Source organism: Pseudonocardia sp., assembly GCF_025965585.1.
Classification (GTDB): domain Bacteria; phylum Actinomycetota; class Actinomycetes; order Mycobacteriales; family Pseudonocardiaceae; genus Pseudonocardia.
This window is the reverse complement of sequence record NZ_JAOPWR010000424.1, coordinates 1-26,885: the sequence shown is the minus strand read 5'-3', so window position 1 is coordinate 26,885 and position 26,885 is coordinate 1. Positions and strand designations below refer to the sequence as shown.

At 72.6% G+C, this 26,885-nt stretch carries 31 protein-coding genes; 14 read left to right on the top strand and 17 right to left on the bottom strand.

The window, feature by feature from the left end; all coding sequences use genetic code 11:
- Positions 1-381 (bottom strand): alpha/beta fold hydrolase (locus JWR81_RS26140; protein WP_297658601.1); only part of this gene is annotated, 381 nt, incomplete at its 3' end.
- 88 nt (positions 382-469) lie between these two features.
- On the opposite strand from JWR81_RS26140, the gene JWR81_RS26135 reads away from it, so the two are divergent.
- The 3 genes from JWR81_RS26135 (at position 470) to JWR81_RS26125 (ending at position 1,821) form a co-directional block, all read left to right on the top strand.
- Positions 470-631, top strand: a complete 162-nt coding sequence (locus tag JWR81_RS26135; RefSeq protein ID WP_297658599.1) for a hypothetical protein — start codon at positions 470-472, stop codon at positions 629-631.
- Positions 632-734: 103 nt separating this feature from the next.
- Positions 735-1,172 carry a response regulator transcription factor gene (locus JWR81_RS26130; protein WP_297658610.1) on the top strand — a complete coding sequence of 146 codons (438 nt, stop codon included), beginning with the start codon at positions 735-737 and terminating at the stop codon, positions 1,170-1,172.
- A gap of 370 nt (positions 1,173-1,542) precedes the next feature.
- On the top strand, positions 1,543-1,821 hold the full coding sequence (locus tag JWR81_RS26125; protein ID WP_297658597.1) for a PASTA domain-containing protein: 279 nt from the start codon (positions 1,543-1,545) through the stop codon (positions 1,819-1,821).
- Positions 1,822-1,834: 13 nt separating this feature from the next.
- On the opposite strand, the gene JWR81_RS26120 is transcribed toward JWR81_RS26125, so the two are convergent.
- The 8 genes from JWR81_RS26120 to JWR81_RS26085 form a co-directional block, all read right to left on the bottom strand.
- Complete coding sequence (locus tag JWR81_RS26120) at positions 1,835-2,086, bottom strand: hypothetical protein (RefSeq protein WP_297658595.1); 252 nt, start codon at positions 2,084-2,086, stop codon at positions 1,835-1,837.
- 284 nt (positions 2,087-2,370) lie between these two features.
- Positions 2,371-3,540 carry a luciferase family protein gene (locus JWR81_RS26115; protein WP_297658593.1) on the bottom strand — a complete coding sequence of 390 codons (1,170 nt, stop codon included), beginning with the start codon at positions 3,538-3,540 and terminating at the stop codon, positions 2,371-2,373.
- 37 nt (positions 3,541-3,577) lie between these two features.
- Positions 3,578-4,291 (bottom strand): FoF1 ATP synthase subunit a, encoded by a 714-nt coding sequence (locus tag JWR81_RS26110; RefSeq protein ID WP_297658591.1) that lies wholly within the window; start codon positions 4,289-4,291, stop codon positions 3,578-3,580.
- Positions 4,288-4,974: a hypothetical protein gene (locus tag JWR81_RS26105; RefSeq protein ID WP_297658589.1), complete on the bottom strand. Its 687-nt coding sequence runs from the start codon at positions 4,972-4,974 to the stop codon at positions 4,288-4,290. The genes JWR81_RS26110 and JWR81_RS26105 overlap by 4 nt, the downstream gene beginning before the upstream one ends.
- Positions 4,971-5,309, bottom strand: a complete 339-nt coding sequence (locus JWR81_RS26100; protein ID WP_297658587.1) for a PadR family transcriptional regulator — start codon at positions 5,307-5,309, stop codon at positions 4,971-4,973. Before JWR81_RS26100 ends, JWR81_RS26105 begins: the two co-directional genes overlap by 4 nt.
- A 13-nt stretch (positions 5,310-5,322) precedes the next feature.
- On the bottom strand, positions 5,323-5,724 hold the full coding sequence (locus tag JWR81_RS26095; RefSeq protein ID WP_297658585.1) for a DsrE family protein: 402 nt from the start codon (positions 5,722-5,724) through the stop codon (positions 5,323-5,325).
- A gap of 48 nt (positions 5,725-5,772) precedes the next feature.
- Positions 5,773-7,356, bottom strand: coding sequence for an HD domain-containing phosphohydrolase (locus tag JWR81_RS26090; RefSeq protein WP_297658583.1), 1,584 nt, complete (start codon positions 7,354-7,356; stop codon positions 5,773-5,775).
- Between the two features lie 11 nt (positions 7,357-7,367).
- A complete protein-coding gene (locus JWR81_RS26085; RefSeq protein WP_297658581.1) occupies positions 7,368-8,213 on the bottom strand; it encodes a glycoside hydrolase family 16 protein in 846 nt (281 codons plus the stop codon).
- 724 nt (positions 8,214-8,937) lie between these two features.
- Between JWR81_RS26085 and JWR81_RS26080 the strand changes: the two genes are divergently transcribed.
- Positions 8,938-9,807, top strand: a complete 870-nt coding sequence (locus JWR81_RS26080; protein WP_297658579.1) for a L,D-transpeptidase family protein — start codon at positions 8,938-8,940, stop codon at positions 9,805-9,807.
- A gap of 25 nt (positions 9,808-9,832) precedes the next feature.
- A complete protein-coding gene (locus tag JWR81_RS26075) occupies positions 9,833-10,690 on the top strand; it encodes a choice-of-anchor P family protein (protein ID WP_297658577.1) in 858 nt (285 codons plus the stop codon).
- Positions 10,691-10,759: 69 nt separating this feature from the next.
- Here JWR81_RS26075 and JWR81_RS26070 read toward each other — a convergent pair whose 3' ends face one another.
- The 4 genes from JWR81_RS26070 to malQ all read right to left on the bottom strand — a co-directional run bounded on the left by JWR81_RS26070 (position 10,760) and on the right by malQ (position 14,741).
- The gene (locus JWR81_RS26070) at positions 10,760-11,416 is read right to left on the bottom strand and encodes a class II aldolase/adducin family protein (RefSeq protein WP_297658575.1); all 657 of its coding nucleotides are present in this window, start codon (positions 11,414-11,416) and stop codon (positions 10,760-10,762) included.
- The gene (locus tag JWR81_RS26065; protein ID WP_367278860.1) at positions 11,413-11,748 is read right to left on the bottom strand and encodes an ATP-binding protein; all 336 of its coding nucleotides are present in this window, start codon (positions 11,746-11,748) and stop codon (positions 11,413-11,415) included. The genes JWR81_RS26070 and JWR81_RS26065 overlap by 4 nt, the downstream gene beginning before the upstream one ends.
- A 376-nt stretch (positions 11,749-12,124) precedes the next feature.
- Positions 12,125-12,490, bottom strand: coding sequence for a S4 domain-containing protein (locus JWR81_RS26060; RefSeq protein WP_297658573.1), 366 nt, complete (start codon positions 12,488-12,490; stop codon positions 12,125-12,127).
- Positions 12,491-12,800: 310 nt separating this feature from the next.
- Positions 12,801-14,741, bottom strand: coding sequence for a 4-alpha-glucanotransferase (gene malQ / locus JWR81_RS26055; RefSeq protein WP_297658571.1), 1,941 nt, complete (start codon positions 14,739-14,741; stop codon positions 12,801-12,803).
- 156 nt (positions 14,742-14,897) lie between these two features.
- Between malQ and JWR81_RS26050 the strand changes: the two genes are divergently transcribed.
- Positions 14,898-16,733, top strand: coding sequence for a carboxypeptidase regulatory-like domain-containing protein (locus tag JWR81_RS26050; RefSeq protein ID WP_297658569.1), 1,836 nt, complete (start codon positions 14,898-14,900; stop codon positions 16,731-16,733).
- Positions 16,733-17,572, top strand: coding sequence for an alpha/beta hydrolase (locus JWR81_RS26045; protein WP_297658567.1), 840 nt, complete (start codon positions 16,733-16,735; stop codon positions 17,570-17,572). The genes JWR81_RS26050 and JWR81_RS26045 overlap by 1 nt, the downstream gene beginning before the upstream one ends.
- Positions 17,573-17,584: 12 nt before the next feature.
- On the opposite strand, the gene JWR81_RS26040 is transcribed toward JWR81_RS26045, so the two are convergent.
- Positions 17,585-18,289: an acetoacetate decarboxylase family protein gene (locus tag JWR81_RS26040; RefSeq protein ID WP_297658565.1), complete on the bottom strand. Its 705-nt coding sequence runs from the start codon at positions 18,287-18,289 to the stop codon at positions 17,585-17,587.
- A 254-nt stretch (positions 18,290-18,543) separates the two neighbouring features.
- On the opposite strand from JWR81_RS26040, the gene JWR81_RS26035 reads away from it, so the two are divergent.
- Together JWR81_RS26035 and JWR81_RS26030 are read left to right on the top strand one after the other, a co-directional pair.
- Positions 18,544-19,056 (top strand): cysteine dioxygenase family protein, encoded by a 513-nt coding sequence (locus tag JWR81_RS26035; RefSeq protein ID WP_297658563.1) that lies wholly within the window; start codon positions 18,544-18,546, stop codon positions 19,054-19,056.
- The gene (locus tag JWR81_RS26030; RefSeq protein WP_297658561.1) at positions 19,053-19,424 is read left to right on the top strand and encodes a rhodanese-like domain-containing protein; all 372 of its coding nucleotides are present in this window, start codon (positions 19,053-19,055) and stop codon (positions 19,422-19,424) included. Before JWR81_RS26035 ends, JWR81_RS26030 begins: the two co-directional genes overlap by 4 nt.
- Before the next feature lie 9 nt (positions 19,425-19,433).
- On the opposite strand, the gene JWR81_RS26025 is transcribed toward JWR81_RS26030, so the two are convergent.
- Complete coding sequence (locus JWR81_RS26025) at positions 19,434-20,624, bottom strand: acyl-CoA dehydrogenase family protein (RefSeq protein ID WP_297658559.1); 1,191 nt, start codon at positions 20,622-20,624, stop codon at positions 19,434-19,436.
- Between the two features lie 135 nt (positions 20,625-20,759).
- On the opposite strand from JWR81_RS26025, the gene JWR81_RS26020 reads away from it, so the two are divergent.
- Positions 20,760-21,662: a TIGR03560 family F420-dependent LLM class oxidoreductase gene (locus JWR81_RS26020; RefSeq protein ID WP_297658557.1), complete on the top strand. Its 903-nt coding sequence runs from the start codon at positions 20,760-20,762 to the stop codon at positions 21,660-21,662.
- Positions 21,663-21,682: 20 nt separating this feature from the next.
- On the opposite strand, the gene JWR81_RS26015 is transcribed toward JWR81_RS26020, so the two are convergent.
- Both JWR81_RS26015 and JWR81_RS26010 read right to left on the bottom strand, forming a co-directional pair.
- Positions 21,683-22,465, bottom strand: coding sequence for a phosphotransferase (locus JWR81_RS26015; RefSeq protein ID WP_297658555.1), 783 nt, complete (start codon positions 22,463-22,465; stop codon positions 21,683-21,685).
- Positions 22,465-23,448, bottom strand: a complete 984-nt coding sequence (locus JWR81_RS26010; RefSeq protein WP_297658553.1) for a sugar-binding transcriptional regulator — start codon at positions 23,446-23,448, stop codon at positions 22,465-22,467. Before JWR81_RS26010 ends, JWR81_RS26015 begins: the two co-directional genes overlap by 1 nt.
- A gap of 126 nt (positions 23,449-23,574) precedes the next feature.
- On the opposite strand from JWR81_RS26010, the gene JWR81_RS26005 reads away from it, so the two are divergent.
- From JWR81_RS26005 to JWR81_RS25990, 4 genes are all read left to right on the top strand, one after another.
- Positions 23,575-24,939, top strand: a complete 1,365-nt coding sequence (locus JWR81_RS26005) for a sugar ABC transporter substrate-binding protein (RefSeq protein WP_297658551.1) — start codon at positions 23,575-23,577, stop codon at positions 24,937-24,939.
- Positions 24,936-25,883 carry a carbohydrate ABC transporter permease gene (locus tag JWR81_RS26000; protein ID WP_297658549.1) on the top strand — a complete coding sequence of 316 codons (948 nt, stop codon included), beginning with the start codon at positions 24,936-24,938 and terminating at the stop codon, positions 25,881-25,883. Before JWR81_RS26005 ends, JWR81_RS26000 begins: the two co-directional genes overlap by 4 nt.
- Before the next feature lie 74 nt (positions 25,884-25,957).
- On the top strand, positions 25,958-26,758 hold the full coding sequence (locus tag JWR81_RS25995; RefSeq protein ID WP_297658606.1) for a carbohydrate ABC transporter permease: 801 nt from the start codon (positions 25,958-25,960) through the stop codon (positions 26,756-26,758).
- On the top strand, positions 26,758-26,885 hold a 128-nt coding region (locus tag JWR81_RS25990), incomplete at its 3' end, for an alcohol dehydrogenase catalytic domain-containing protein (protein WP_297658604.1). The genes JWR81_RS25995 and JWR81_RS25990, both read left to right, overlap by 1 nt.

Sequence of the window (26,885 nt, the reverse complement as noted above, 5' to 3'; positions counted from 1 at the left end):
GAACACCAGTTGCTGCACCCGGGGCCGGTGGAAGGCGGCGACGGCGTAGGCGATGGCCGCGCCCCAGTCCTCGCCGGCGACGCGGAACTGGTCGAAGCCCAGGTGGGTGGCCAGTTCGGCGACGTCACCGGCCATCGTGGCGGTGTCGTAGCCGGTCAGGGGGCGCTGGGAGCCGCCGAAGCCTCGGTTGTCGACCGCGATGACGGTGTAGTGCGGGGTCAGCAACGGCACGACGTGGCGCCAGTACGACATGGTCTTGGGCACGCCGTGCAGCAAGAACACCGGGTCGCCGGCGCCGCCGATCGCGTAGTGGATCTCCACGCCGTTGACCTTGGGCTTGCCGTGTGTGAGCCGGTCTCCGGCGTGGTCAGTGAGGTTCATCTCGGCGAACTCCTTATTCTCTTCGGCCGTGTGGGCGCCAACCGGGTGGTGGATCTTCCGGAGCGGCATTTCTGCCTTCGTCGGCGAGGTGCGTACCGCACCGAAGTACCGGTTCTACTTCGTCGGCGACAAGTTCCCCGCGCTGTGGCCGGTCGCCGACGGCGGGGTCTCGGTGCTCGGCGAGCTCTACGACCTACCGTTCGACGTCGGGGGCGCTGTTCCTCGACGGTTCCGCGCACCTGACCCATGACGGTGACGTCGATGCGTTGGTGCAGGTCCTCCTGGGATTCCTGCACTGAGGGAGGCGCGAGCTCGCGGGTTCCGCCGGGGGCACGACCGCGGCAGCTGGCGGGCTGACCTCGCGGGAACGGGAAATCCTCGAACTGATCGCTACCGAAATGTCGAACAGGGCGATCAGTGCGCACCTGGTCCTGAGTGTGCGCACGGTGGAACGGCACACCCTCAACATCTACGCCAATCTCGGTGTCAGGGGCATGTCGAGGCAGTCGCCATCGGGTTCCAGCACCCGACGTCCACCGGCTCTGCTGGGTCGGGGGTGGGTGATCAGCGCTCACTCTTCAGGGCCGCCTCTTACCCTCGGCTGGCCGGAGAGCCGCTGCCAGGCCCGGCGTGACAGGCCAGCGGCGACCTCGTCGGCGCGCATTTGCCAGGCCGCAGTCGGGACACGGCGGTCGCAGCCGATGGCCGGCACATACCCGATCCGGTGGGCCTCCAGCTCGGCGCGCAGGGCGGGGTCGGCGACCTGTCCACAGTGGACTTTCTGTTCATGAGCCTTTCATTGAACGTCAGTCGTGGGCGTGCAGCCCGAGCAAGCATGCCAACTGTGGCTCAAGGCGAACGGTAGTTGTACGGCCGAGAGCAGACTGGCCCCCGATCCTTTCATCGGCGGGTTCGGGGTTCGATCCCTCGGGGGCCCACCGATGTGCGAATCGCGGGTCTCTGTGTAACGGCATCGTGACGCAGTGCGACGAGGTGGTTGTCCCTTCTCTCCTCGGAGCTCCCATGCGCAGTCCTTCATCGCGACTCTCGGCACCCGTGCTGATGGCAATCGCGCTCGTGGCTCTGGGCGGGTGCGGTGCGGCTGCGCCGGCTATCGCGCCGCCCGCCGCCACTCCGCCTGTTGCCGCCGTTACTTCCAGCGTGGCTGAGCCCACCCCCATCGCCGCGGCACCGGTGGCGACGAGCTGGACGATGCCGAATCTCGTCGGGACGGGCCTGCAGGACGCCCAGGACGCCATCCAGACCCTCACCTCGTATGGCATCGCGATCACGAAGTCGCACGACGCGACCGGAGCGGGGCGACGTCAGATCCTCGATCGCGACTGGAAGGTCTGCGACCAGAACGTGAGCCCGGGCGCGACCATCACCTCCGGCACCCTGATCGACTTCGGGGCGGCCAAGCTGAGCGAGTCCTGCTGACCGGGCTCGGCTCTCAGGTACGCCGTGACCGCGGGCGGTCGAGCTCGAGCGCCGCGGTGCACAGCGGACACGGCGGCCCGGGCGGGTCGCTGAGGGCCGCGGCGACGATCGTGCGTCCGCACAGGGCGGTCATCCCGGAGGAGCCGCGCATGAGCTCGTCGGCGAGTATGACGTCGCTGATCTGGTGCGACCGGCCGTCTCGGCTGCAGGTGACGCTTACGCAGTACCGGGACGCGGAGAAGGGGTCCGATTCGACCTCGCGCACGTCGTGCTCCTTCCCGTCCGGGCCCGGTTCTGTCGACGGTGCCGCGCGGCGGCCGGATGAGCAAGCACCCGTGTGGCTAAATGTGGCTTTTGCGGACGGAACGGTCGCCCACGCGGGGGAGTCCGCGGCGCGTTCTCATCGATCGGCCCAGCGGCCCCCGCCCCGAGTCTCATCAAGATTGACGATGTGCCGGCCCCGGGGAACGAGGCCACGGTGTCCGGGGTTGTGACAGGGCAGCAGCGCCCATCCCGTGCCCGGGAGCGGGCGCTGCTCCGTGCTCCCGGTCAGCCGGACGCATAGCGGTGGGATGCGGCCGTGATACCAGCGACGATGTCCAGCTCGGACTCGTCGCGCGGTCCCGGGACGAGCACCATCCCGCGGCTCAGCCGCAGCCCGGCGAGGGGGTGCGCCACCGCCCAGCCCTTCGCGAGGGCGTCGTAGGCCAGCGCATCGGGCAGCACGACGTGGAGGCTGCTGTCGGGCTCGGGATGCAGGTGCGCGAACTCGCCGAGATCCGGGAGGACGAACGCCGCGTCCGGGCCGGCCGCGATGGCGCGGTCGAGGAACAGGGCGCGGATCCCCTCGACGCCGACGGTCGTCGGACCCGTCGTCACGCCGTCGAGCGCGGCGAGCCGGGCCCACAGCGCCGACTGCAGGTGCGGGGGAGCGGTCTGCGTCAGCTGGTGCTGCGGGATCGCGGACGTCAGTTCGGGCGGCTCGCCCGCCCGGTGCGGGAGCTTGCCGCCCAGCGTGGGCCACTCGGGCTCGTCGCCGTCCGGCACGGGGTTCTCGCCGTGGGCGCGGAGGTGGTCGAGACGGTCGGCCAGCCACGTGCCGAGGTCGCCGACAACCTTCCCGGCGAGCTGGTCGCCGCCGGGCACGCGTTCGGCCCACAGCGGGGCACCGCTCTCCCGGGCGAGCCAGTCCCAGGTGCGGGCGAGCAGGTGCGCCGGCGTCCGGGTGTCGTCGGAGCCGTGGGCGAGGAACACCGGCATGCCCGCGAGCCTGCCCCGTTCCCCCGAGAACGGGAGCGCGCCGTAGAGCAGCGCCGCTCCGGAGAACCGGTGGGGCGCCTCGAGCATCAGCGCGCCGGCGAGCGTGACACCGTCGCGGAACCCCAGCAACAGGATCGGGCGGTCCGGGTCGCCCTCGGTGTCGAGCCAGCGCAGGAACCACCGGGAGGTCTCGGTGAGCGACTCCGGATCGGGGCCGCCCGCGCCGTCGCCGGCGGCGAGGAACCACGAGTAGCCGGTGCCCTGCTCGATCGGCGCTCGCACCGACACGTACGCGACGGGCCCGTGCGGCAGCCACGGCGAGATCTCGATCAGGGAGTGCTCGCTCGTGCCGTTGCCGTGCAGGGCGACGACGAGTGGTGCCGACGGGTCCTCCGACCCCCACCGGGCCACCATCGGCAGGCCGTCGGAGTCGGTCGATCGCCGGCCGCTGGACGCCACCTCGGTCAGCTTTCCGCTCCGGCGCCTGAGCGGGGTCTCACTTCGAGACGGGTTCCTCGGTCTCGATCGCCTCGGCGAAGTAGATGAGGGTGAGCAGCGCGAAGATCAGCGCTTGGAGCAGGCCGATGAACAGGTCGAACAATTTCCACGCCGCGTTCGGCAGCCACAGCACGGAGACGGGCAACAGCCCGATCAGCGACACCATCAGGCCGCCGGCGAAGATGTTGCCCCACAGCCGCAGCGCCAGCGAGAGCGGCCGCCCGAAGAACTGCGTGATAATCTCGAACGGGCCCTTCTCGGCGATGACCAGGAAGTGGCGCCCGAGACCGTGGGTGCGGATGCCCATGACGTTCACCCAGACGATCACCAACAGCATCAGGGCGATGGTGAGGTTCGTGTCGGCGGTGGGCGGCGGAACCCAGTGCTCGCTCGGGAACACCGCGATCCAGTTGCTGACCAGGATGGACGCGAAGAGCGTGATGGCGAGCCCGACCACGCCGCGCGGCGCGCGCCTGCCCATGAGCTCCTCGGTCTGGTCCTGTGCCCACGCCACCAGCACCTCGAACGCCACCTGGAGCCCGCTCGGCCGCCCCGCGACGGCGCGGTGGGCCATGTACAGGCCGAGGCCGCAGACGATCACCCCGGCGACGAGCGTGCCGACGATCGTGTCGAGGTTGAGGGTGAAGCCGAGGAGCTCGCCGGTCCAGTGCTGTCCGGGGGTGACGGCACCCTCGGCGGCGAGCACACTCACCAGGCCCGTCCTTCCGCGGGCGACGGCGTGCGGAGCGCCCGGCGGAGCGACCACACGCGCGTGGCCAGCCGCACCGCGTGGCCGAGCTGGGCCCGGCGGGGTACCTCGGCCTCGGCCAGCTCCGCGAGCTCGGCGTCGAACTCCTCGCGCCAGCGCGCCCGATCGGTGGCCGGCAGGGCACGCACCGCCTGTGCGACGAGTCCGGCGGCCATCCGGGCCGGCGGGGCCGCGGGGTCGGTCGTCCACGAGGTGGCGGCCTGTGCGCGGGCGTCGGCGCGCTCCCGGGCGTCGGTGAGCGTCTCCGACAACGTCCGGAACCGGTGGAGGTCGTCGTCGAGCCGGGCGGCGAGCGAGCGGGCCCTGGCCACATGGCCGCCGTGGTCGAGCCCGTCCAGCAGGGCGACATCGCGCAGGAGGGTGAGCCCGCGGATCAGCTGCCGGGCACGGGGGTCTTCGAGCTCCAGCTCCGTCGCGAACTCCCGCGCCTGCCGGCGCACCTGCTGCAGGTCGCCGACGAGGGCGGCGGTGAGCTCGCCGACCCGGCCGCGGGGGAGCTGGTAGTCCAGCGCACGGGCCCGGTTGAGCGCCCGGACCAGCGCGCGGTCCAGGTCGCGGACGCGCGCCCGGGCATAGACCCCGGGACGGGCGAGATCGTGGACACCGAACAGCCCACGTGCGCTCACGTCGCACCGGCCCGGCCGGGGTTGAGGCGTTCCAGCAGCGGTGCCGGCGTGGTGGTCCGGTTGAGCGCCCGTGCCGCGTGCGCGATGCCGTCGGGGGTGAGCCGGTAGTAGCGCCGCCGCGGGCGTCCCTCCCGCTGCGGGTCGACGTCCTCCCACCGGGACTCCAGCCACCCGTAGCCCTCCAGCCGGGCGAGGATCGGATGGATCGTGCCCGACGGGAGCTCGGCGAGCCTGCCGATCTCCAGCCCGTACATCGCGCGTGTCGGGTCGGCGATCAGCGCGCGCAGTACCAGCTGCGTCGGCAACGTCATCCGCGGCCCGTTTCCACCTGCCATGTCCTAACTCTACCTAGGCCCTAGGTAGAACAAGCCGGTCGCCCGCGTGGCCGTCAGAAGCTGAACGTGGTGGCGGCCTCGTCGCCGATCCACTGCCACAACGGACCGTGCCACCTATCTCGGCGCCGTCGACGAACGTGCCGTCCAACTTCTTGGCGTGCACGCAGATCGGGCACACGAGGTAGCGGCCGCCCGCCTGCTGGTACCGGTCCAGTAGCTCGGTCAGCGGCGGGCAGCCCTCGCACGCCGTGGCCACCGCGACGCCCGGCACCGCGAGCCGGACGGCCTCCTTGGTCAGGAACATCATGGTCGGGCGGCCCTGCTCGGCGGCCGCGACCGCGGTCAGGAACGCCACGGTGACCCGCTCGGGGTCCTCCAGGCCGGTCGTCAGGTTGATCACTGCCTTGGTGCTCATGGCACCGACGCTAGGAGCGGCGGGGGTCGCCGTCGTGAGGAGTTCTCCTCAGGATCCGTCCGGTTCGACCGGTTCGAGGGTGCGCAGCAGACCGTGCTGCATCGCGTAGAGCGCCGCGGCCGCCCGCGTGCTCGCGCCGATCTTGCTGTAGATCCGCTCGATGTGGTTGCCCGCCGTCTTCGGGGTGATGCCGAGCTCGCGGGCGATGTGCCGGGTGGACGCCGCCCGCGCGAGCAACACGAGCACCTCCACCTCGCGCTGCGTGAGGCCGCTGGGACCGCCCGCCGCCCGCCGGCTCCGGTGGCCCGCGCTGCCGAGGACGGCCTCGACGGCCCTCGGGTCCAGGCGCCCCTCCCGTGCTTCGGCCCGCAGCAGGACCGCAGCCGCGGCGGGAGCGTGGGCGTCGCGGTGCGGGCGGGGCTCGGTCATCGCGTGGTAGGCGTCGGCGGCGGCGAGCAGCCGTGCCGGCGCGGGGATCGACGCCCCCGTCAGGCCACGGTGGTAGCCCGAGCCGTCCAGCCGTTCGTGTGCCAGCGCGGCGATCGCGGCCGCCCCGCCCAGCGCCGGGACGCGGCGCAGCATCCGGTCGGTGTAGTAGGCGTGCAGCTCGACGCGCTCGCGTTCCAGGTCGGTCAGGGCGCCCGGCTTGTCCCAGATCGTGTTCGGGACCCCGGCGCGGCCCAGGTCGTGCAGCAGCGCGGCCCGGCGCAGCTCCACCACCTCGGCGGCAGGGAGCCCGGAGCGCCGGCCCGCAGCGGCCGCGAGGTCGGCGACGCCGCGCGACCGTCCCGCGAACCAGGGTGACTTGAGGTCGACGAAGTCGGCCAGCGCCTCCAGCCCGGCGTCGAGATCGGAGCCGCTCAGGGGCCGGGGAGCGGGGTCTGCGGCGATCAGCTCGGGCCAGCTGGACTCGGCGGGCAGGCCGTCGAACACCGCGGCGCCGTGCCGCTCGAACGCGGCCACCACCGTCGGGTCCAGGGTGGCGCCGCTGCGCCTGCGGGCCTCGCCGAGCGCGCCGGCGATGCCGCCGCGGCGGTGGTGCACCTCCATGACGTCCGCGAGGTGCACCAGCCGCGTCGCGACGTCGATCCCCGCACCGCCGACGCCCGCCGGCACGCCCCGCCCGTCCCAGCGCGTGAACGTCTGGCCGAGGCAGCGCTGCAACCGCTCGTCCAGGCCCAGCCGGGCCGCCAACCGGCCGGTGACCTGGCAGTGCGCCACGAGCGACTGCCGGACGACACCGCCCCCGCTGCGCACCAGCCCACCGGTCTCCCAGAGGCGGTGCAGCGCCGTGCCACCGGATCCCGCTCGTCGCAGCAGGTAGCCGAGCATCGGCGGGCTCCCGATCTCGACGTCGTAGACACCTGCGCGCAGCGTGATGTCGTCACCGAACCGGGACGCGGTCTCGTGGGAGTCGGCGGTGCACCCGACCCACGCCAGCAGCGCGAGGTGGTAGGTGGTCTCGCGGTCGGCCTCGGGGAGGCCCATGCGTTCCGCGAGCCGGACGGCGACCAGGCAGGACCGGGTGAGGTGCTCCATCGGCTGGCCGAGGCCGAGGTCGGCGGCGAGCGACAGCACCCCCACGAGCTCGGCCACCGACACCGTCACCCGGTCGCGTCCGGCGGCCGCCATGGGCGCGGAGTCTACGGCGCCGCGGCGGCCTGCGGACCGGTCACGCGGACGTAGTCCACCAGCATGGTCTGCGGGAAGTCGGCGCCGTCGATCGCGCCGCCGCCGTCGCCGCCCATGGCGTTGTTGATGATGAGGAACATCCGGTCGGTGGGCACGATGGTCGTCTGTGTGCAGGTCGTGCGGCCGTCGACCTTCCAGGTCAGCGATCGCGGAGTGCGCGTCAGCGAGTAGACGTGCCAGGTGGTGGCGGCGTTCGCGACGCCCGTGGTGCACGAGCGGAACGGGCTGCTCCCGGACACCACGTTCTGCATGACTTTCGCCGGCCCGCTCGTCTTGAACTCGGCGATGTCGATCTCGTCGGATCCCGGGGCGGGCCAGTCGCAGCCGCCGAGGTTCTCGTGGGTGGTGACGTTGGCCTTCTGGCAGTCGGCCCCCAGCAGCCACTGCGCCGGCCACGACCCCCGCCCGCCCGATTGCCTGGCCCGGATCTCGACGGTGCCGTACGTCAGCGCGAACGACCTCCACTGCACCATCCCGGAGGTGTAGCGATAACCGCCGCAGGAGGAGTCGACGTGCGAGGTGATCTGCAGGTACCCGCCGCTCTCGGTGACGTTGCGCGGCAGGTAGCACTGGGACTCGTGGTTGCTCGCGTCGCCGCCGCGGTCCAGGACGCTCCAGACGGACGTGTCGACGGCGGTGCCGTCGAACTCGTCGTCGAACAGGTAGGGCGTGGTGGGAGGAGCCGTGCCGGCCGCCGCGCCGGCCCGGGCTGCGGTGACCACCGGGCTGGAGGCCGCCACGAGCCCCACGACCGCGGCGATCCCGAGAGCGGCGCCGAGGGCACTGCGGAGACGCACCCTTCCTCCGCTTCTGGTTCCGAGCCGGGAAAAAGGGGACCGAGGCCAGTGGGATCCTGACGTCCTCTTCTGCGCAGGCTCCTTCGGACGCTAGGGCAGCCCCCCGGGTTCGGCAACCCCGGTGCGGCGGGGTCCCGCGGATGGTCACGCTCCGCGCGGCAGGCCGCCCGAACCCGACACCTGTGGGTGGACATCGCCCACGGCCCGTGGGCGTTGAACGGGGCACTACGCCTACGGCGTTGCGGGTCCGGGACGGTGTTGGAGGACCCGTTCCCGGTCGCGGGACGAGGGTGCGTAGACGAGGAGCGGCGGGCCTGGCGGTCGGGGGATCGGGTCAGGCCCGCTGTCCGCGTCCCGGTGCTGAGCCCGGGGGCGGTACTCGCCGTCGGCACGCCGCCGCGTTCCCGCACGAAGGCCTACGGGGTGAAGACCCTCGCGTGCGTGCCTGTTCGTCCTCGACGACCACCGGCCCCGTTCCTGCGCGCCCGGGAGTACCGCTCGACCTGGACATCGTCGGCTCCCCCGTGGTGACACACGGAAGTCGATCGATTGCAGAGCGTAAGGATCATGCCAAGTCGAGCCGTTCTGACATGTTTGCGTAACTCGTTGGTGCGCGCGTCGTTTGACGGATTGCGCGCACCGCGACCGGACGACCCCGCAGAGCAGTCACTTCGGGTGACCTCGGACGTGGCGCCTCCTGTCCGACACGTCCGATGGGGTAGCCGTGGCCCTCCACACCGCTCCGAAGCCGCCGCGTGTGCCGCGCGGCCGGAAGCCGCGTCCGTCGCGTGGCCGGCTCTACGCATGGATCGGGGCCGCCGCCCTGGCCGCGTTCCTCGTGGTCGCCAGCGTGTCCGGTCTCGGCAGCCCGAGCGGGGGGTCGTCCTCGCTGACCGGGGCTGCCGCCGCGCCGCCGTCCGCGTCCGCTGTGGACCCTGCGGCCGACCGGCTACCCCTGAGCAGCACGTACACCACCGTCCAAGGTGCTCCGCAGGACACCGACGTCGCCGGGACCACCGACGGCGTCGTCCACCCCGTGCGGGAGACCCCGGTGCACGACGCGCCGAACGGCACGGCCATCGCGCGGATGGAGACCACACAGTTCGGCAACACCTGGCTCCCGGTGATCGGGGAGCAGGCCGGCTGGGTGCACGTGCTGCTGCAGTCCAAGCCCAACGGCTCCACCGGCTGGATCCGTTCGGCCGACGTCGAGCGCGCCACCACCCCGTACGCGATCAGGGTCCACCTGCGCTCGATGACGCTCGAGCTGGTGACGAACGGCACGGTCACCGACACCTGGGCGGTCGGCACCGGCAAGGCCTCCGCGCCGACGCCGGCGGGCCGCACGTTCCTGCTGGGCGCGTTCACCGATGACAAGCAGACCTACTCGCCGGTGATCCTGCCGCTCGGGACGCACAGCCCGACCCACGACACCTTCGGCGGCGGTCCCGGCACCGTCGCCATCCACACCTGGCCGAGCGCGGACGTCTTCGGCACGACGAGCAGCGACGGCTGCGTCCGCGTGCCCGCCGCCGCGCTCGAGAAGCTCACGGAGGTGCCGCTCGGCACCCTCGTGTCGATCGATCAACTCTGAGGCGACGAAGGATGAGGGAACCCACGTGAACGGGAAGAAGCTCGCCGGCGCCGGTGTGGCCGCCGTCGGAGCGGCCACCGCGGCGGCCGCACTGCTGTTCGGCTCGACAGCAGCCGTCGCCGACGAGGCCGGGCCCGACTCCTCGGCCTACGGCATCTCCGCCTCGGGCCTCATCACCGTCGACCCGATCCCGTACGTCGAGTCGCGCGACGGAAAGCCCGCCCACGACGAGCTGCTGAAGCTCGCGCCGGCGGACGATCTCTCGGTCGGCGTCCTCACGGTGGACGCGAAGCCGGGCGCCGCCACGACGTCCGTGGCCCGCGTCAACGTCCTGGGGCTGCTCAAGGCCGACCTCGTCACCACGTCCTGCAAGGGCGGCGATGGCGCGCTGGAGATCATCAAGGGCTCCGTGCTGGGCACGAAGCTCCCGGAGAACCCCATCGCCGGTCAGAGGATCGACGTCTCGCCCCTGCTGACGGTGACCCTGGGCGACCAGACCCGCAACCCCGACGGCTCGCTGACGGTCACCGGCATCGAGCTGACGGTGCTGCCCGGCCGCGACGACCCGAAGGCGCCGCTGACCAGCGACGAGAAGGCGGCGCTGCCCGGTCTCGACAAGCTCGGCCTGCCGGTGCCGGCCGACGCGTCCACCGTCGGTGACGTGCTGGGCGGCCTCACCGGCACGCTGACCGGCGGACGCGCGGTGCAGACCGTGACGATCGGGTCGGCCACCTGCGGCTGGTACGACGAGCACGGTGACCGGCCGGCCGGCGACGACCACGGCGACGACGCGGGACCGTCCGCGCCGGCCCCGGAGCCCGCCGCGACTCCCGAGGCCCCCAAGCCCGAGATCGTGAAGGCCGACCTGCCGGTCACCGGCTGATCGCACGCAGCTCGGGCGGGGCGGGGCCGATCGGGCTCCCGCCCGCCTGTGGCCCTGGACGGTGCGTTCCTACGCGTGGGCTCCGACGGGTGCCGACTGGCGGTAGTCGCCGAGCAGGCCCGCGACGCGTTCGATCTCCGCGTCGGGCAGCGTGCGCACGGGCAGACCGGTGGACAGCGCGCGCAGGTGCAGGTCGCAGACGTACTCGAGGTAGCGCGCGAGCTCCAGCGCCTCCGGCAGCGTCGCCGCCGTGACGACAGCGCCGTGGTTGGCCATCAGTGCGGCGGCCCGGCCGTGCAGCGCGCCGGCGACGTTGTCGGCCAGCTCGTCGCTGCCGAACGTGGCGTAGGGCGCCACCCGCAGCGGGCCGCCGAACATCGCGGAGTAGTAGTGCGACGCGGGCACCTCGTCGACCACACAGGACAGAGCGGTGGACGCGGGCGCGTGGGTGTGGACGACCGCGCGGGCCCGGGTGCGGGCGTAGACCTGCAGGTGCAGCGGCAGCTCGCTCGACGGGCGCAGGGGAGCGGCCACGGCCGTGCCGTCCATCCGGTGCACGCCCACGAGCTCGGGCGTCAGGTCGGCGTAGTCCAGGCCGCTCGGCGAGACGGCCACCAGATCGTCGACGCGGACCGAGACGTTCCCGGCCGTGCCGACCACCAGGCCGTCGCGGCGCAGCGCACGGCAGATGTCGCCGACCTGGGCCCGGATCTCCTTCGCAATCACACCCGCCAGTGCATCACAACGCTCGTACCGGCGTCTCCACGCTGTACCGCGACACGCTCCGTCAGTGCGGCGATCAGCGTCATGCCCCGGCCGCGCAGCCCCGGGTCGGCCGGCGGCGGGCGCCAGCGGCCCCGGTCACTGACGACCACCACGACCTCGTCGGGAGGGGCGAGGCCGGCCTCCACCCAGGCCTCGCCCGGGCCTTGCGGGTAGGCGTGGTCGGCGACGTTTGCGAGGGCCTCGTAGGTGGCGAGGACGAGGTCGTCCACGTCGTCGGGGAGCATGCCGGCGCTCGTGGCCCACTCGGCCATCCGCAGCCGGACCCACCGCAGCTGCCCGCGCAGGGACGGACCGGCGAGGCGGAGGCTCAGTCGGTCCGATGTGCGGTGGAGCGAGGCCGGGCGGTCGATGTCGATGGCACGGGCTTACCCGGTGCGGCGGACGCCCAACCGAATACGCCGACCGGCGGTATGGATCGTGTGCCGGGCACGTCGGACCAGGCGATCCATGTCGGCGAGCGCTCCGCGTTCTGCGCGACGCAGGCGGAGATGGCGTTCCCGGTGGCCGCGTCGGTCTTCCCGTGTGGCTGCCGGGGACGCGGCTCACCGGAACCCGGAGGCTCGGTCCGGTCGTCGTGATCGTGTCGGTGGGGGCGATCGGGCTCCGGGAACGGACGGAGCGGCCCGCCGTGCGCGTGGCCCGGGGCGCCTAGAGACGCCCGGTGCGGAAGTCGTCGAGGACGCGGCGCTCGCGCTTCGTCGGACGTCCGGCGCCGCGTTCGCGACGGGCCACCGGGATCGCGGCCTCCGGGGGCGGGGCGGGCGTCCGGTCGATGAAGCAGGTGGCGGCGTCGACCGCGCCGACGCGTCGCGGGATCACCTTCACGACCTCGACGATGCGCGTCGTGTCGTTCACGCGTGCCCGGATCTCGTCGCCGGGCTGCACGGGGGTGGCGGGCTTCGCGGGCTTGTCGTTGACGCGCACGTGCCCGCCCCGGCAGGCCGCCGCGGCGTCCGGGCGGGTCTTGGTCAGGCGCACTGACCACAGCCAGCGGTCCAGTCGGCTCGACTCCACGCCCACGATGATGGCCCGGTGAGGTGGCTCCTGCCATCCCCACCGTCAGGTCGGCTCCGACTCGGCGATCTCCGCGACCGCGCCGGCCGGTCCTCCCGGCGCCCGGCCAGCGCGGTCAGCCAGGCCGCCGTGGCCGTCAGCTGGTCGGGGTGCAGGCCGTAGCGCACCTCGCGGCCGTGCCGGCTCGGGCCGACCAGGCCGGCCGCATCGAGCACGGCCAGGTGCTGAACGACGGCCTGGCGGCTGACCGGGAACTCCTTCGCCAGCACCGTGGCCGACTCGGCGCCGCGGGTGGCGAAATTCTTGCGCGTCAGCGGGTCTGCCGGAGCTGCTCCACCACCACCCGCACACGCGGGTCGGCCTGCAGGTCCTCCAGCGAGACGGGGAGCGGGAGCCGCCAGTTCGGGTACTGGTCGACCGTGCCCGGCAGGTTCGGCTGCCGCACCTCGCCCACCACGTCGTAGGGCGAGACCAGCACCAGCCGCGAACGGCTGCGGGCCAGCAGTGCGTGGATGGCGACGACGAGCTCGTCCTCGTCGGGATCCGCCCCGATCAGGTCCTCGCCCCGCAGCAGGTCCAGCAGCTCCGTGCGTTCCTTCGCGGCCTTGGCCTCCTCAGCTGCGACGTCGTCGAGCAGGCCCAGCTCCGCACGGATCCGCACGTGCTCGCCGCGCAGGAAACCCGTGGCTGTCGGCAGGTCGTGCGTCGAGACCGTGGCCACCGACTCCGCAGGCCACTCGTCCGGGGGCAGCATCGGCTCGCCCGGCGCGTCGCGGTCACGGGCGAACCACAGCACCGACGAACCCAGCATCCGGCGCTCCACGAGCGCCTCGGTGACCTCCGGCTCGACCGTCCCGAGGTCCTCGCCGATCACGAGCGCGCCCGCCCGGTGCGCCTCCAGCGTGAGGACGGCCATCATCACCTCGGCGTCGTAGTAGACGTAGGTGCCGCGATCGGCCGTCTCGCCCGGCGGCACCCACCACAGCCGGAACAGTCCGGCCACGTGGTCGATGCGCAGCCCGTCGGCCTGCCGGACCAGCGCGCGCAGGAGGTCGCGGTAGGCGGCGTAGCCGGTGGCGTCGAGGCGGTCGGGCCGCCACGGCGGCAGGCCCCAGTCCTGGCCCTGCTGGCTGAACGCGTCCGGCGGGGCCCCCACGCGGACGCCCATCGCCAGCACGTCCTGCAGCGCCCAGCCGTCGGCACCCTCGGGGTCGCAGCCGACGGCCAGGTCGTGCACCACCTGCACGCCGACGGCCCGCGCCGCGTCGCGCACCGCCGTGAGCTGGAGCTGCACCTGATGCTGCAGCCACGCGTGGAACGCGACCCGTGGCGCGAGCTCGGCGCACATCGACGCCACGCCCGGTGCGCCGGGATGCCGCAGCTCCTCGGGCCAGAGGCTCCACCGGCCGCCGAACCGCTCGGCCAGTGCGCAGTACCGCGCGAACTCCCACAACTGCTCCGGGGCGTCCCGCGGTTCCGGGCGGCCGTCCGCCCGCCACAGCAGCTCGGCTGCGGCGCGCTTCGCCGCCCACACCCGGTCGTGCGCGATGCGATCGCCGACCGTCTCCGGACGCAGGGCGTCGACCTCGGCGCGCGTGGCCGCGTCGGCACGCGCATAGGCGTCGAGGTCGGTGATCCGCAGCGCCAGGGGCGTGCCGAACCGCCGGCTCGACGGCGTGTACGGCGAGGGCTGGACCGGTGGTACCGGGGTGATCGCGTGCAGCGGGTTGAGCAGCACCGCGCCGGCGCCGTGCTCGCCGCCGGTCCAGGTGGTGAAGGTGCGCAGGTCGCCGAGGTCGCCGATGCCCCACGACTCCTCGGAGTGCAGGGCGTAGAGCTGCAGCATCCAGCCCCACGCGCGGCGCGGTTCGGGGAGCGCGGGCGGCGCGACGACGACAGTCACCGTCCGGTCGTCGATCTCGAGCCGGTACCAGCCCGGTTCCAGGCCTGCCGGGATCTCCGTGACGTCGCGCCGGGTGCCCGCCTCGTCGACGAGCACGCCGGGGCCGGGCAGCGGGCCGGCCCGGTCGGAGCGGGGGGCGATCGTGCCCGGGAGCGCTCCCGCGGCGGCCCTCGCGCGGGCCTCGGCGAGCGCCGTGCGGACGGCGTCGGGAGTGGTGGCGTCGACGTCGAGCAGACCCAGCACGCGGACCACCACCTCGGCATCCACGGTCACCGGCCGCCGATCACCGTCGCGGTACTCCGTCGCCACGCCGTGTGCCGCCGCCAGCTCGATCAGATCCGTGTCCACTCCGCTCCGTTCCCCGCTCGCCGCGTTCCCAAAGGTCGGCAGCCTAGTCGTGATCATGCCCATGAGCTGCGGTAACACTCCGTCGCCGCCTACCGCTCCCAGGGTGGTCGAGATGCTAGGTTCTGTCGAAGTTCGTATGGAGCGGGGAGTGCCGGAATGAGCACGCTGAGTGTGATCGCGCTGGCTCTGGTGGCCCTGGCCGTCGCGCTCGTGATCTGGCTGCTGCGCCGCCGAACCGCCGCCGACGCGGCGAGTCCGCGCACCGTGGCCGATCTCGTACGCCTGCGGGCCGAGCGGGCCGGTGCCACGGAGCAGGCCGAGCAGGCACCGACCGCGACCGCGGAACCGGGGACGACGCCCGTCCCGGTGGCCGACGAACCCCTGGCCGCGGCCGACCGGCCCGCTCTGCCGGCGACGGCAGCGGCGTCCGCCGCCCACGTGCCCGAGCCCCGGGCCGGGACCGCCGCGTCGCCGGTCCCCGTCACGGCCGGCGTCGCGGTCTCCGAGGCCGGAGCATCCGGGTCGGCGGCGGCCGAGCCCGCTGCGACCGGGCAGGCAGCGGCGGAGTGGGAACCGGCTGCCGTGCCGGCCGAGATCCCGGCCACGGACACCCCGTGGAACCGGGCCGCGCGGATGGCGGCCGGTGAGGGCGTCCTCTCGGCAGCGCCCGCCGGGGCGGTCGAGTCGGGACACGACCGGTCGTGGTGGCGGGACCGGGCCGTGATCGACGCCGACGAGGCCGGCCTGTCCGACGACGACTCCCGCCGACCTGCGGCGCCGGAGCCCCGCTTCCGGACCGTGGTCCTCCCGCCCCTGAGCCCGGACCTCGTCGACACCCGCGGAGGGCACGCCCGGGCCACCGGCCCGGTCGAGCCGATCGACGAGCTCGCCGCCGCCCGGGCGGCCCGCGCCGCGGCCGCGCCTGCCCCGACCGCCTCCTCCACCGAGGCGACGCCGGAACCGGACCCCGTGGACGCCCTGGCCCCCGCGACCGCCGCAACCGCCGAGCCTGCCGCGACCGCTGAGCCTGCCGCGACCGCCGAGCCTGCCGCGACCGCCGAGCCCGCCGCGACCGCCGGACCTGCCGTGGTCGCCGAGCCTGCCGTGGTCGCCGAGCCCCCCGTCGCTGCTGAGCCCGTCGCAGTCGAGCCCGCCGCAGTCGAGCCGGCCGCTGTCGCCGAGCCCGCCGCGCCGCCGCCGGCCGCCGCGGCGCCCACCACCGCTGATCCTTTCCCTGCTGTTGCTCTCGAGGAGCTCGACTTGGCGCCCTTCCGTCGCACCCCCGCCGAAACAGCCGCGGAACAGGCCGCCGCCGATCTCGCCCTGCTGCGCACGTTCGGCTGCGCTCCCTCGGACGACCTGGCCGAGGAGGGGGCCGCGCTGTCGCTCTCGTCGGCGCTGCCGCCGGCGGCCGAGCTCGTGGAGGGGGCCGACCAGCCCGTCGCGTTCCGGGTGGTCGGCCGCGACGGCGCCGGGATCGAGGGCGCGGGCGTCACGCTGCTCGACGACCGAGGCCGGGAGGTCGCCGTCGCCGTCGCCGGCGGCGGCGGCCGCGGTGACATGAAGGCGCCGCACCCGGGCAGCTACGTGCTCGTGTCGGCCGCCCCGGACCACCAGCCGGGGGCCGTCGCCATCACCGTGGGCGACGCGCCGGTCGACGCGGAGGTGCTGCTCGCCCGGTCGGCGTCGGTGTCGGGCACCGTCTTCGGCGAGGACGGCCCGATCGTCGGCGCGCACCTCACGCTGGTGCAGGACGGCGAGATCGTCGACAGTGTCCACAGTGGCCAGGGCGGCGAGTACCGGATCACCGACCTTGCGGCGGGGGAGTACGGCCTGTCCGTCACCGCGGTGGAGTGCGAGCCCGCGGCCGTACTGCTGAACGTCGCCGACGAGACCGATTCGTGCCACGACGTCGACCTCGACCCGGTCGGACTGCCCGCCGGCCAGCCTGCCGGGAGCGACGCGGACGACATCATGATCGGCCGCCGCTGATGGCGGACCGGCCGGAGCACGTCGAGGGCAGGCTCGCCGGCGCCCGCGAGGTCGAGCTGTTCTGGCAGGGCTGGGTGCCCGTGGACCCGACGGGCGTGCTCCTGATCTGCCACGGTCTGGGGGAGCACTCGGGTCGTTACGGCACCGTCGTCGACACCGTCACACCCGACGGGTGGGCGGTCTACGGGCTCGACCACCGCGGTCACGGACGGTCCGGCGGGCGCCGCGCCCACCTCGACGCCTACGACGACTGGCTCTCGGACTTCGACGCGTTCCGGCGGCACGTCGTCGCACTCCACCCGGGGCTGCCGGTGATCCTGCTCGGCCACAGCATGGGCGGGCAGATCGCGCTCGCCTACGCGCTGGACCACGAGGCCGACCTGCGGGGCCTCGTGCTCTCGGCACCGGCGCTCGCCAACACGTCGGTACCGGCGTTCGTGAGGCCCGTCCTGAAGGGGCTGGCGAAGGTCGTCCCGACGCTGCGGAGCAAGGTCGTCGACCTCACGAAGATCAGCAAGGATCCCGCGGTGGTGGCCGCGTACCAGGCCGATCCCCTGGTGCACCGGGGCCATCCGACGCTGGGGCTGTCGCTCGCGCTGCTCTCGCAGTTCGACGTGCTGCCCGAGCGGGCCCGGGGCCTGACCCTCCCGCTGCTGCTCCAGCACGGCACGCACGACGAGCTCACCGACCCGGAGGGCACCCGGCTCCTGGAGTCCACCAGCGGCTCCCCCGACCAGACCGTGCGATGGTACGAGGGGCTGTGGCACGAGATCTACAACGAGCCCGAGCGCGAGGGCCCGCTCACCGACCTGCGGGAGTGGCTCGCCGCGCACCGCTGATCACCGGGGGCGTCAGCGCGGCACGGACTCCGCGCGGTCCATGTCGAAGGCCACCCGGTCGACGATCGTGGTCAGCAGGGGCCGTCGCGGCAGGCCCAGCGCGCGCAGCTCGTCGGCCATCGGATGTCCGGCGCCCAGCACGACGCTGCCGCCGCGGCCGAGCCGCACGCCGCTCAGCCGGGCGCGCACCGGGCTGACGAGCACCTCGTCCCCGCGGGGGGCGAGCGCGGAGAGCCCGCCGCGGAGCGGCAGCGGCAGCCGGCCGGGCAGGGTGTGGATCGCCGCGGTGAGCACGTGTGCGCCCGCGTCGTCGGTGAGGTGGCAGGTGGCGTCGCGACCGACGATCGACAGCTCGGCCCGGCCGAGCCACTTCGGCAGCCCCCACAGAGCGCGGCCCGCCTCCATCGTGAACCCCTGTGTGACGGGGAGCTGGCTGATGTACGGGCCGACGCGGCCGCGGTGCCGGGCGAGGAACGCGACGCCCACCTCGTCGTAGTCGCCGAGGTCGTTGACGCGGTAGTCGACGAGCACGAGGAACAGCGGCGTGCGGCCGGCCACCGACACGAGGTCCAGGCCGGTGCCCGCCACGAGCGGCCGCGCCCGGTGGGTGCGCACCAGGTACGTCGCGCAGGCCGCCGACGCCTCGGTGATGCGGACCGGGAAGGTCACCCGCCGTCCCTGGATCTCCCAGCTGCCGTCCTCGAGCAGGCTTGCCATGGCCCCAGTCTCGCCGACGCCGAAAACGCCCGGACATTTGCGGTCGTCTGATACGGACTTCCTGTGTACCGCTCCCGGCGGCTGGGACGAGGTGGCACCACGGACCCGGCCTGTGCTGATATGGGCCCATGCCCCCCGCCGCCACCCTCGGAGAGATCTGGGGTGGACGTCGTGCGAACTGCTTCGACCAGTGGTGTCCCCCGAGCTGACCTTCCCGTCCGCTCGCTCGCCACACCCAGTCCGGAGTACCTCCCGTGTTGCTGCACGCGCCCCGCCATGCCCGCTCCACCGCACCCACGCCGCTGGGCCTGAGCGACCTCACCGCACTCACCCGTGAGATCGCCGACGAGGTGCGCGCCGGCGCCCATCTCGTACGGGTCGATCCCGAGCGCCGCTGGTACAAGCTGCTGCGCACCGACCCCTACGTCGACGTCTGGCTGATCAGCTGGGCCACCGAGCAGGCCGCGGAGCTGCACGACCATGCCGGCTCGCTCGGTGCGCTCACCGTGGTGTCGGGCAGCCTCGTCGAGCAGCGGTGGACGACCGAAGGGTTGCGGTCGCGCTCCTTGCGGGCCGGGCGCAGCGCGGGCTTCCCGCTCGGCCACGTGCACGACGTCGGCAACCACGAGGTGACGCCCGCGGTCAGCGTGCACGCCTACTCGCCGCCGCTGACGGCCATGTCCTACTACGCGGTGGACGACGGGCTGCGCCTGCGCCGCACCCGCAGCGAGCTCACCGGGTCCGGTTCGTCGAAAGGTGTCGGATGACCACCATCGCCGACGTCCTCGCCGCCGCCCGGGCCCGCCTCGACCGGCCCGGCCCGAAGCGCGCCGCCGCGATGGTGGAGCGGGGCGCGATCCTCGTCGACACCCGGCCGGGCTGGCAGCGCGAGCAGGAGGGCGAGCTGCCCGGCGCCCTGCTGATCGAGCGCAACCACATCGAGTGGCGCCTCGACCCCACGTCCGAGGCGAGGATCCCGCAGGCCACGGACCACGACGTCAGCTGGATCGTCGTGTGCTCGGAGGGCTACAGCTCGAGCCTGGCCGCCGCGTCCCTGCAGGATCTGGGGCTGCACAACGCCACCGACCTCGACGGCGGCTACCAGGCGTGGAAGAAGGAGTTCGGCACCGCTTGAGGAAACGGCTCAGGCGAACGCCCCGATCCCGGTGATGTCGCGGCCGACGATCAGCGTCTGCATGGTCTCGGTGCCCTCGAACGTGTGGATGGCCTCGATGTCGGCCCAGTGCCGCGCGACGTGGTGCTCGAGCAGGATCCCGTTGCCGCCCAACAGGTCCCGGGCCTCGGAGAGGATCTTCCGGGCGGTGCGCGTGTTGTTCATCTTGGCCAGGCCCGCGACGGTGGGGGAGAGGCGTCCGGCGTCGGCGAGGCGTCCGAGCTGCATGCAGTAGAGCTGCATCCCGGTGAGGTCGGCGAGCATGTGCACCAGCCGCTCCTGCACGATCTGGAACGACGCGAGCGGCTTGCCGAACTGCCTGCGCGTCATCGCGTAGCGCAGGGCGGCGTCGTACCCGGCGGTGGCGTGGCCCAGCGCCATCCAGGCGCAGATGCCGCGGGTGTTGGCCAGCACCTTCGCGCAATCCTTGAACGACGCGGCGTTCGCCAGCCGGTTCTCGTCCGGGACCCGCACGCCCTTCAGCTCGATGTCGGCCTGCCACACCGAGCGCAGCGAGACCTTGCCGGTGATCACACTGGCCTCGTAGCCCTCGGCGGGCGTCTCGACGACGAAGCCCTTGACCTCGCCGGAGTCGGTGTCGCGGGCCCAGACCACCACGAGGTCGGCGATGGTGCCGTTGCCGATCCAGCGCTTGGAGCCGTCGAGGATCCAGTGGTCGCCGTCGCGGCGTGCGGTGGTCTCCAGGGCGATCGAGTCGGACCCGTGGTCGGGCTCGGTGAGCGCGAACGCGCCGACCTTCGCCAGCGACGACATCGCCGGCAGCCAGCGCTCCTTCTGCTCGTCGGAGCCGCACATCGCCACCGACTGCATGGCGAGCCCCGCGTGGACGCCGAGGAACGTGCCGAGCGAGCCGTCGCCGCGGTGCAGCTCCATGTGCACCAACCCGCAGGCCATCGGGCTCATGCCGGCGGCGCCGTAGCCCTGGATGTCCTCGCCGACGATCTTCAGCTCGGGCAGCCTGCGGAACAGGTGCCAGGGCAGCTCGGCCTTCTCCCAGTACTCCCCGATGTCGGGCAGCACCTCGTCGTCGACGAACTTGCGGACGGCGATGAACCTGTCCCACTGCTCACCGGTGAACTGGTCACGGACGGAGAAGAAGTCGGTGCCCAGTGCCTCGCCCAGGCGCTCGTACTCGGCCATGGGACTGATGTTGGCACGCCTCTGCGCCCACGGCAGCCGCTGCCCGGGGCCACCTCGCAGCCCGACGCGCTCGTCGCAGCCCGCCGGCGCGCTGCGAGGACACCCCACGGGCTGCGACGTCAGTAGGGTCGGCGGGTGGACTACTCACTCTGGCCGAACTCCGGCCGGCCCTGGACCGACGTCCTCGACGCCGCCACCTACGCCGAGCGCACCGGGTGGCACGGCATCTGGGTCGCCGACCACTTCATGCCCAACGGGGAGGACCGGTCCGGCCCGATGAACGAGTGCCTGGGGGTGCTCGCCGGGCTCGCGATGGCCACGTCCCGCGTGCGGATCGGGTCGATGGTGCTGGGCAACACCTACCGGCATCCCGCCGTGGTGGCGAAGCAGGCGGCCACGCTGGACCAGATGAGCGGCGGCCGGTTCGTGCTCGGGATCGGCGCGGGCTGGCAGATCAACGAGCACGAGGCGTACGGCATCGAGCTGCCGCCGGTGCGCGAACGGCTGGCCCGGTTCGAGGAGGCCTGCCAGGTGGTCACGGGGCTGCTCGGTCAGGAGCGCACCACCTTCCACGGCACGTACTACCAGCTCGCCGACGCGCCGCTGGAGCCGAAGCCGAAGGAGCTGCCGATCCTGATCGGGGCGGCGGGGGAGAAGGTGGCGCTGCGCATCGTCGCCCGGTACGCCCACGAGTGGAACCACTGGGGCCTGCCCGAGCTCGCGGAGCAGAAGGGTCGGGTGTTCGCCGAGCACTGCGCCCGCATCGACCGCGACCCCGCCACGGTCCGCCGGTCCACCCAGGCGATGATCGAGATCGTCGAGCCGGACGACGCCGAGGCGCGGACCCGGAAGGACCGGCTGGAGAAGGCCGGTCGGCCCGTGATCATGGGCTCTGCGGCGGAGGTGCTGGACACGGTGGCGCGCTACCCCGCCGCGGGGGTCGACGAGCTCCTGGTGCCCGATTTCCTGCTGGGCACGGGCGCGCGTCGCGAGGACGCCCTGGAGCGACTGCGCACCGAGGTCTTCACCCGGCTCTGATCCGCCACAGGGCGCGGCATTCAGCGGGCCAGGGCCGCGCGGATCGCCTCGGTGTTGCGCTCCATCCACGCGTCCGTGCGCTGCGCCCGCCGCTCCGCGTCGGGGGTCCAGTACGCGGCGAAGCCGGGCACCCCGTCGCGGGCTCCGTCGCGGACGATGGCGACCATCCAGGCGTGGGCGTCCCGCAGGGCGTCGACGAGCAGCGCGCGGCCGGGATCGTCGAGCCCGTAGGCGTCGACGAGAATGCGCAGCCGCTCCAGCCCGCGCCCGCGCCTGCTGTCGTGCACGTCCGACGGCGAGCGCAGCGGCGCCCACAGCCGGGCCGCCGTGGCGAGGTCCCAGACCGGGGAGCCGGGTGCGGCGAGGTCGAAGTCGATCAGGGCGACGGCGCGGCCGTCGCGGAAGACGACGTTGTCGAGGTTGGGGTCGTTGTGGGCGATCCCGCCGCCCCGGAACGCCGCCGGCGTCGGGTGCGACCACGTGTGCGGCGCGGGATCGAAGCCCGCCACGGCGTCGTGGAAGCGGCGCAGCAGCTCCCCGGTGCTGCGCAGGGCGTCGTCGGTGAGGCCCCAGTCGGGCAGCGGCACCGTCACCGCGTCACCGGGCACGTAGGTGAGCACCTCGCGCCCGGCGTCGTCGATGCCGAGCACGCGCGGCGCGCCGTCGAACCCGACGTCCTCGAGATGGCGCAGCAGGGCGTGGGTGGCGGCGCTGGTGGGCCGCAGCGGCCGGCGCACCGTGTCGCCGACCCGGTGCACCAGGCCGCGGTTGGCGGTGCCGCCGAGCAGGGGGACCTCGGTCATCATCGCGGGGCCGCCGCGATCAGGGCGGTGGCCATCGTCGAGTGGGTGACGAGGCTGTCGACCAGCCCGCCGCGCACCGCCGCCAGCACCGCCTGCACCTTCGCCGTGCCGTAGACGATCCCGATCACCTCGGGAACGGCCCGCATCTGCTCGGCGGTGATGCCGATCATCCGCTCGGTGAGATCGGCGGGCACCGCGTCACCGTGGGCGTCGAGCAGTACGCCGGACACGTCGGCGCACACCCCGCGCCGGGCCAGGTCGGCGCGTTCGGCCTCGCCGGTGGCGTCGTAGAGCGTGGACTGCTCCGGCTCCCACGCCCCTACCCCCGCGACGGCCTTCGTCACCGACCCGATGAGGGAGAACGCCCGCTCGACCTCCGGCTGGCGGCGCAGCGCCCGCGCCGTGGCGGCGTCGGGCACGGCCATCGGGGCGTAGAAGAAGTAGGCCGGGCCGCCGGAGACCCGGGCGACCTCGCGCACCAGCTCGATCGAGCTGTCGTCCACGCCCGGCCGGGCCAGCGCTCCGGTGAGCTGGACGACCGGCACCGTCGCCAGCTCGCGCAGGGCCGTGGCCATCGCGCTGACCGACCGCGCCCACGACAGGCCCAGCACGTCGTCGGGGGTGACGATCTCGGTGAGCAGCTCGGCCGCGGCGGCGCCGAGGTGCTCGCGCAGGGCCGCCGGGTGCTCGTCGGGGGTGTCGGTGACGACGCAGTGGGCCAGGCCGAGGGCGTCCATCAACCGCCCGGACAGCTCCACGTCGACCACGCCGGGGTGCCCGATCTCGATGCGGACGAGCCCGCTGCTGCGCGCGTCGTCGAGGAGTCGGGCGACCTTGAACCGGCTGAGCGAGAACTCCTCGGCGATCTCGATCTTCGATCGGCCGTCGAGGTAGTAGCGGCGGGCGACCGACGCCGACAGGACGAGATGGGCCGGACCCCGGGACCCGTTCGCGGCGACCATGATCACCCACCAATTGCTCATCTGAGCGCTTCGATGCCCATTCTTGCACAACCCATTGACTCCTGGTGACCCGTGCCACACCCTGATCGTGTGATCAGGGCCGTGCTCATCTGAGCGGCAGGGTCATGACGTCGGCGGGAGGGCGCAATGAAGCGGTCGGGGATGGTGGCGGCGGTGCTCGGCATGGTGATGCTGAGCTCGGCCTGCGCGGGATGGGGCGGAGGAGTCGGCGGCGGCGGACCCAACAGCATCAACGTGTTGATGGTCAACAACCAGCAGATGATCGACCTGCAGAAGCTGACGGCGGACAACTTCACGAAGCAGACCGGCATCACCGTCAACTTCACGGTGCTGCCGGAGAACGACCTGCGGGACAAGGCGAGCCAGGAGTTCTCCAGCCAGGCCGGCCAGTACGACGTGGCCACGCTGAGCAACTTCGAGATCCCGATCTACGCGCGCAGCCGCTGGGTGGCGCCGCTGGACTCCTTCGTGGCAGCCGATCCGCAGTTCGACCAGGCCGACATCCTCAAGCCGATGACCACGGCGCTCACCGGTGACGACGGCAAGCTCTACGGCGAGCCCTTCTACGGCGAGTCGTCGTTCCTCATGTATCGCAAGGACGTGCTGGCGGCCAAGGGCATCACGATGCCGGCCAGGCCCACGTGGCAGCAGGTGGCCGACATCGCCGCGAAGGTCGACGGCGCGCAGCCCAACATGAAGGGCATCTGCCTGCGCGGTCAGCCCGGCTGGGGCCAGGTCTTCGCCCCGCTGACCACGGTGGTCAACACGTTCGGCGGCACGTGGTTCACCAAGGACTGGCAGGCGCAGGTGAACTCCCCGGCATACACGAAGGCCGTGCAGTTCTACGTCGACCTCGTGCGGGCCCACGGCGAGACCGGCGCCCCGCAGGCCGGGTTCACCGAGTGCCTCAACAACCTCATCCAGGGCAACGTCGCCATGTGGTACGACGCGACGTCCGCGGCGGGTTCGCTCGAGGCCGACGGTTCCCCGGTCAAGGGCAAGATCGGATACGCCTCGGCGCCCGTCGTCGACACGCAGAACGCGGGCTGGCTCTATACCTGGTCGTGGGCCATCCAGCAGGCGAGCCAGAAGAAGGACGCCGCCTGGAAGTTCGTCTCGTGGGCGTCGAGCAAGGGTTACGAGAACCTGGTGGGCCAGCAGATCGGCTGGTCGAGCGTCCCCTCGGGCAAGCGGGCCTCCACCTATGAGAACCCGCAGTACCTGGCCGCGTCGCAGGCGTTCGCCGCGCCGACGAAGGCCGCGATCGAGGGGGCCGACCCGAACAACCCGGGCGTCCAGCCGCGGCCGGCGCCGGGTATCCAGTTCGTCGATATCCCGGAGTTCCCCGACCTCGGAACCCAGGTCTCACAGGACATCAGCTCCGCCATCGCCGGCCAGGAGAGCGTCACCGACGCGCTCGACCGCGGCCAGCAGCTGGCCGACGACGTCGCGAAGTCCTACCGGGCGCGCCTCGCGGGAGGATCCTCATGAGCACCGTTGCGGAACGACCGGCGGAGGTGACGGGAGCGTCCGGCAACGGCGGCGACTCGCTGCGCCGGGCCGGGCAGTGGGCCCGCCGTGCACCGCTGCTGCCCGCCCTCATTTTCATGATCATCGTGACGCAGCTGCCGTTCGTCGGCACGCTCGTCATCTCGTTCATGAACTGGAACGCCTACTACCCCGACGACATCGGGTTCGCCGGGTTCGACAACTTCGCGCGCGTGCTCACCGACGTCAACACCCGCAACGCGATCCTCACGACGATCCTGTTGACGGTCTCGGTGGTGCTGGTCAGCCTCGTGCTCGGGATGCTCATCGCACTCCTGCTCGACCGTGCGTTCCTCGGCCGCGGCATCGTCCGCACCCTGATGATCACGCCGTTCCTCATCGTGCCGGTGGCCGCGGCGCTCGTGTGGAAACAGGCGCTGTTCAACCCGGAGTACGGCCTGTTCAACGGGGTGCTCCGGTGGATCTTCGGCGCAGCTGCCCCGCAGCCGGACTGGGTGACGATCGCGCCGCTGACGTCCGTGGTGGCCGCGCTGGTGTGGCAGTGGACGCCGTTCATGATGCTGATCATCCTGGCCGGTCTGCAGAGCAAGCCGCTCGACGTCATCGAGGCCGCGCAGATCGACGGGTGCAACTCGTGGCAGGTCTTCCGGCACATGACGTTCCCGCACCTGCGGCAGTACCTGGAGCTCGGCGGCCTGCTCGGGTCGATCTACATCGTGCAGAACTTCGACGCCGTCTTCACGATCACGTCCGGCGGGCTGGGCACCGCGAACCTGCCCTACACGATCTACCAGATCTTCTACCAGGCACACGACTACGGACGGGCCTCGGCCGCGGGTGTGGTGGTCGTCATCGGGACGATCATCATCGCCACCTTCGCCCTGCGCTCGGTGTCGTCGCTGTTCCGTGAGGAGGGTTCCCGGTGACCGCAGTGGACGAGAGGGTGAGCCGCACCGCTGCGGCCGACACGACCGCCGGTGGCCGGCGCAGGCGGTCGGGAGTGCTGCTGGGCGTGGTCGCCTGGATCGTCGGCATTCTGTTCGTGCTGCCGGTCCTGTGGATGATCCTGACGTCGTTCCACAGCGAGACCGACGCGGCGACGAACCCGCCGTCGGTGTTCGCGCCGCTGACGGTGCAGGGCTACGCGAACTTCTTCGACGGCGGCGCGAGCCCGTGGCCGCCGCTGCTGAACTCGGTCACCGCGAGCGTGCTCTCCACGGCGCTCGTGCTGGTCTTCGCGATCCCGGCGGCATACGCGCTGTCGATCAAGCCGGTGCGGAAGTGGACCGACGTCCTGTTCTTCTTCCTCTCCACCAAGATGCTGCCGGTGGTGGCCGGGCTGCTGCCGATCTACCTGATCGCGACCACCATCGGGGCACTCGACAACATCTGGCTGCTCATCGTGCTCTACACGTCGATGAACCTGCCGATCGCCGTGTGGATGATGCGGTCGTTCCTCGCCGAGGTGCCCGTCGAGATCCTCGAGGCCGCGTCGATGGACGGGTGTTCGCTGCTGCGCACGCTGCGCACGATCGTCATGCCGATCGTCCTGCCGGGGATCGCGGCCACGTCGCTGATCTGTTTCATCTTCAGCTGGAACGAGCTGCTGTTCGCCCGCGTGCTGACGGCGACGGTGGCGCAGACCGCTCCCGTGTTCCTCACGAGCTTCATCACCAGCCAGGGCCTGTTCCTGGCCAAGGTGTGCGCGGCCGCGGTGGTCGTGTCGCTCCCGGTGCTCATCGCCGGGTTCTCGGCACAGGACAAGTTGGTACAAGGACTCTCGTTGGGAGCGGTGAAGTAGTGAGAGCAGCTGTCATCAGTGCCGATTCGGTGACCGTCGAGACGGTTCCGGACCCGGCGCCCGGGCCGCGCGACGTCGTGGTCAAGGTGGCCGGGTGCGGCATCTGCGGCACCGACCTGCACATCGC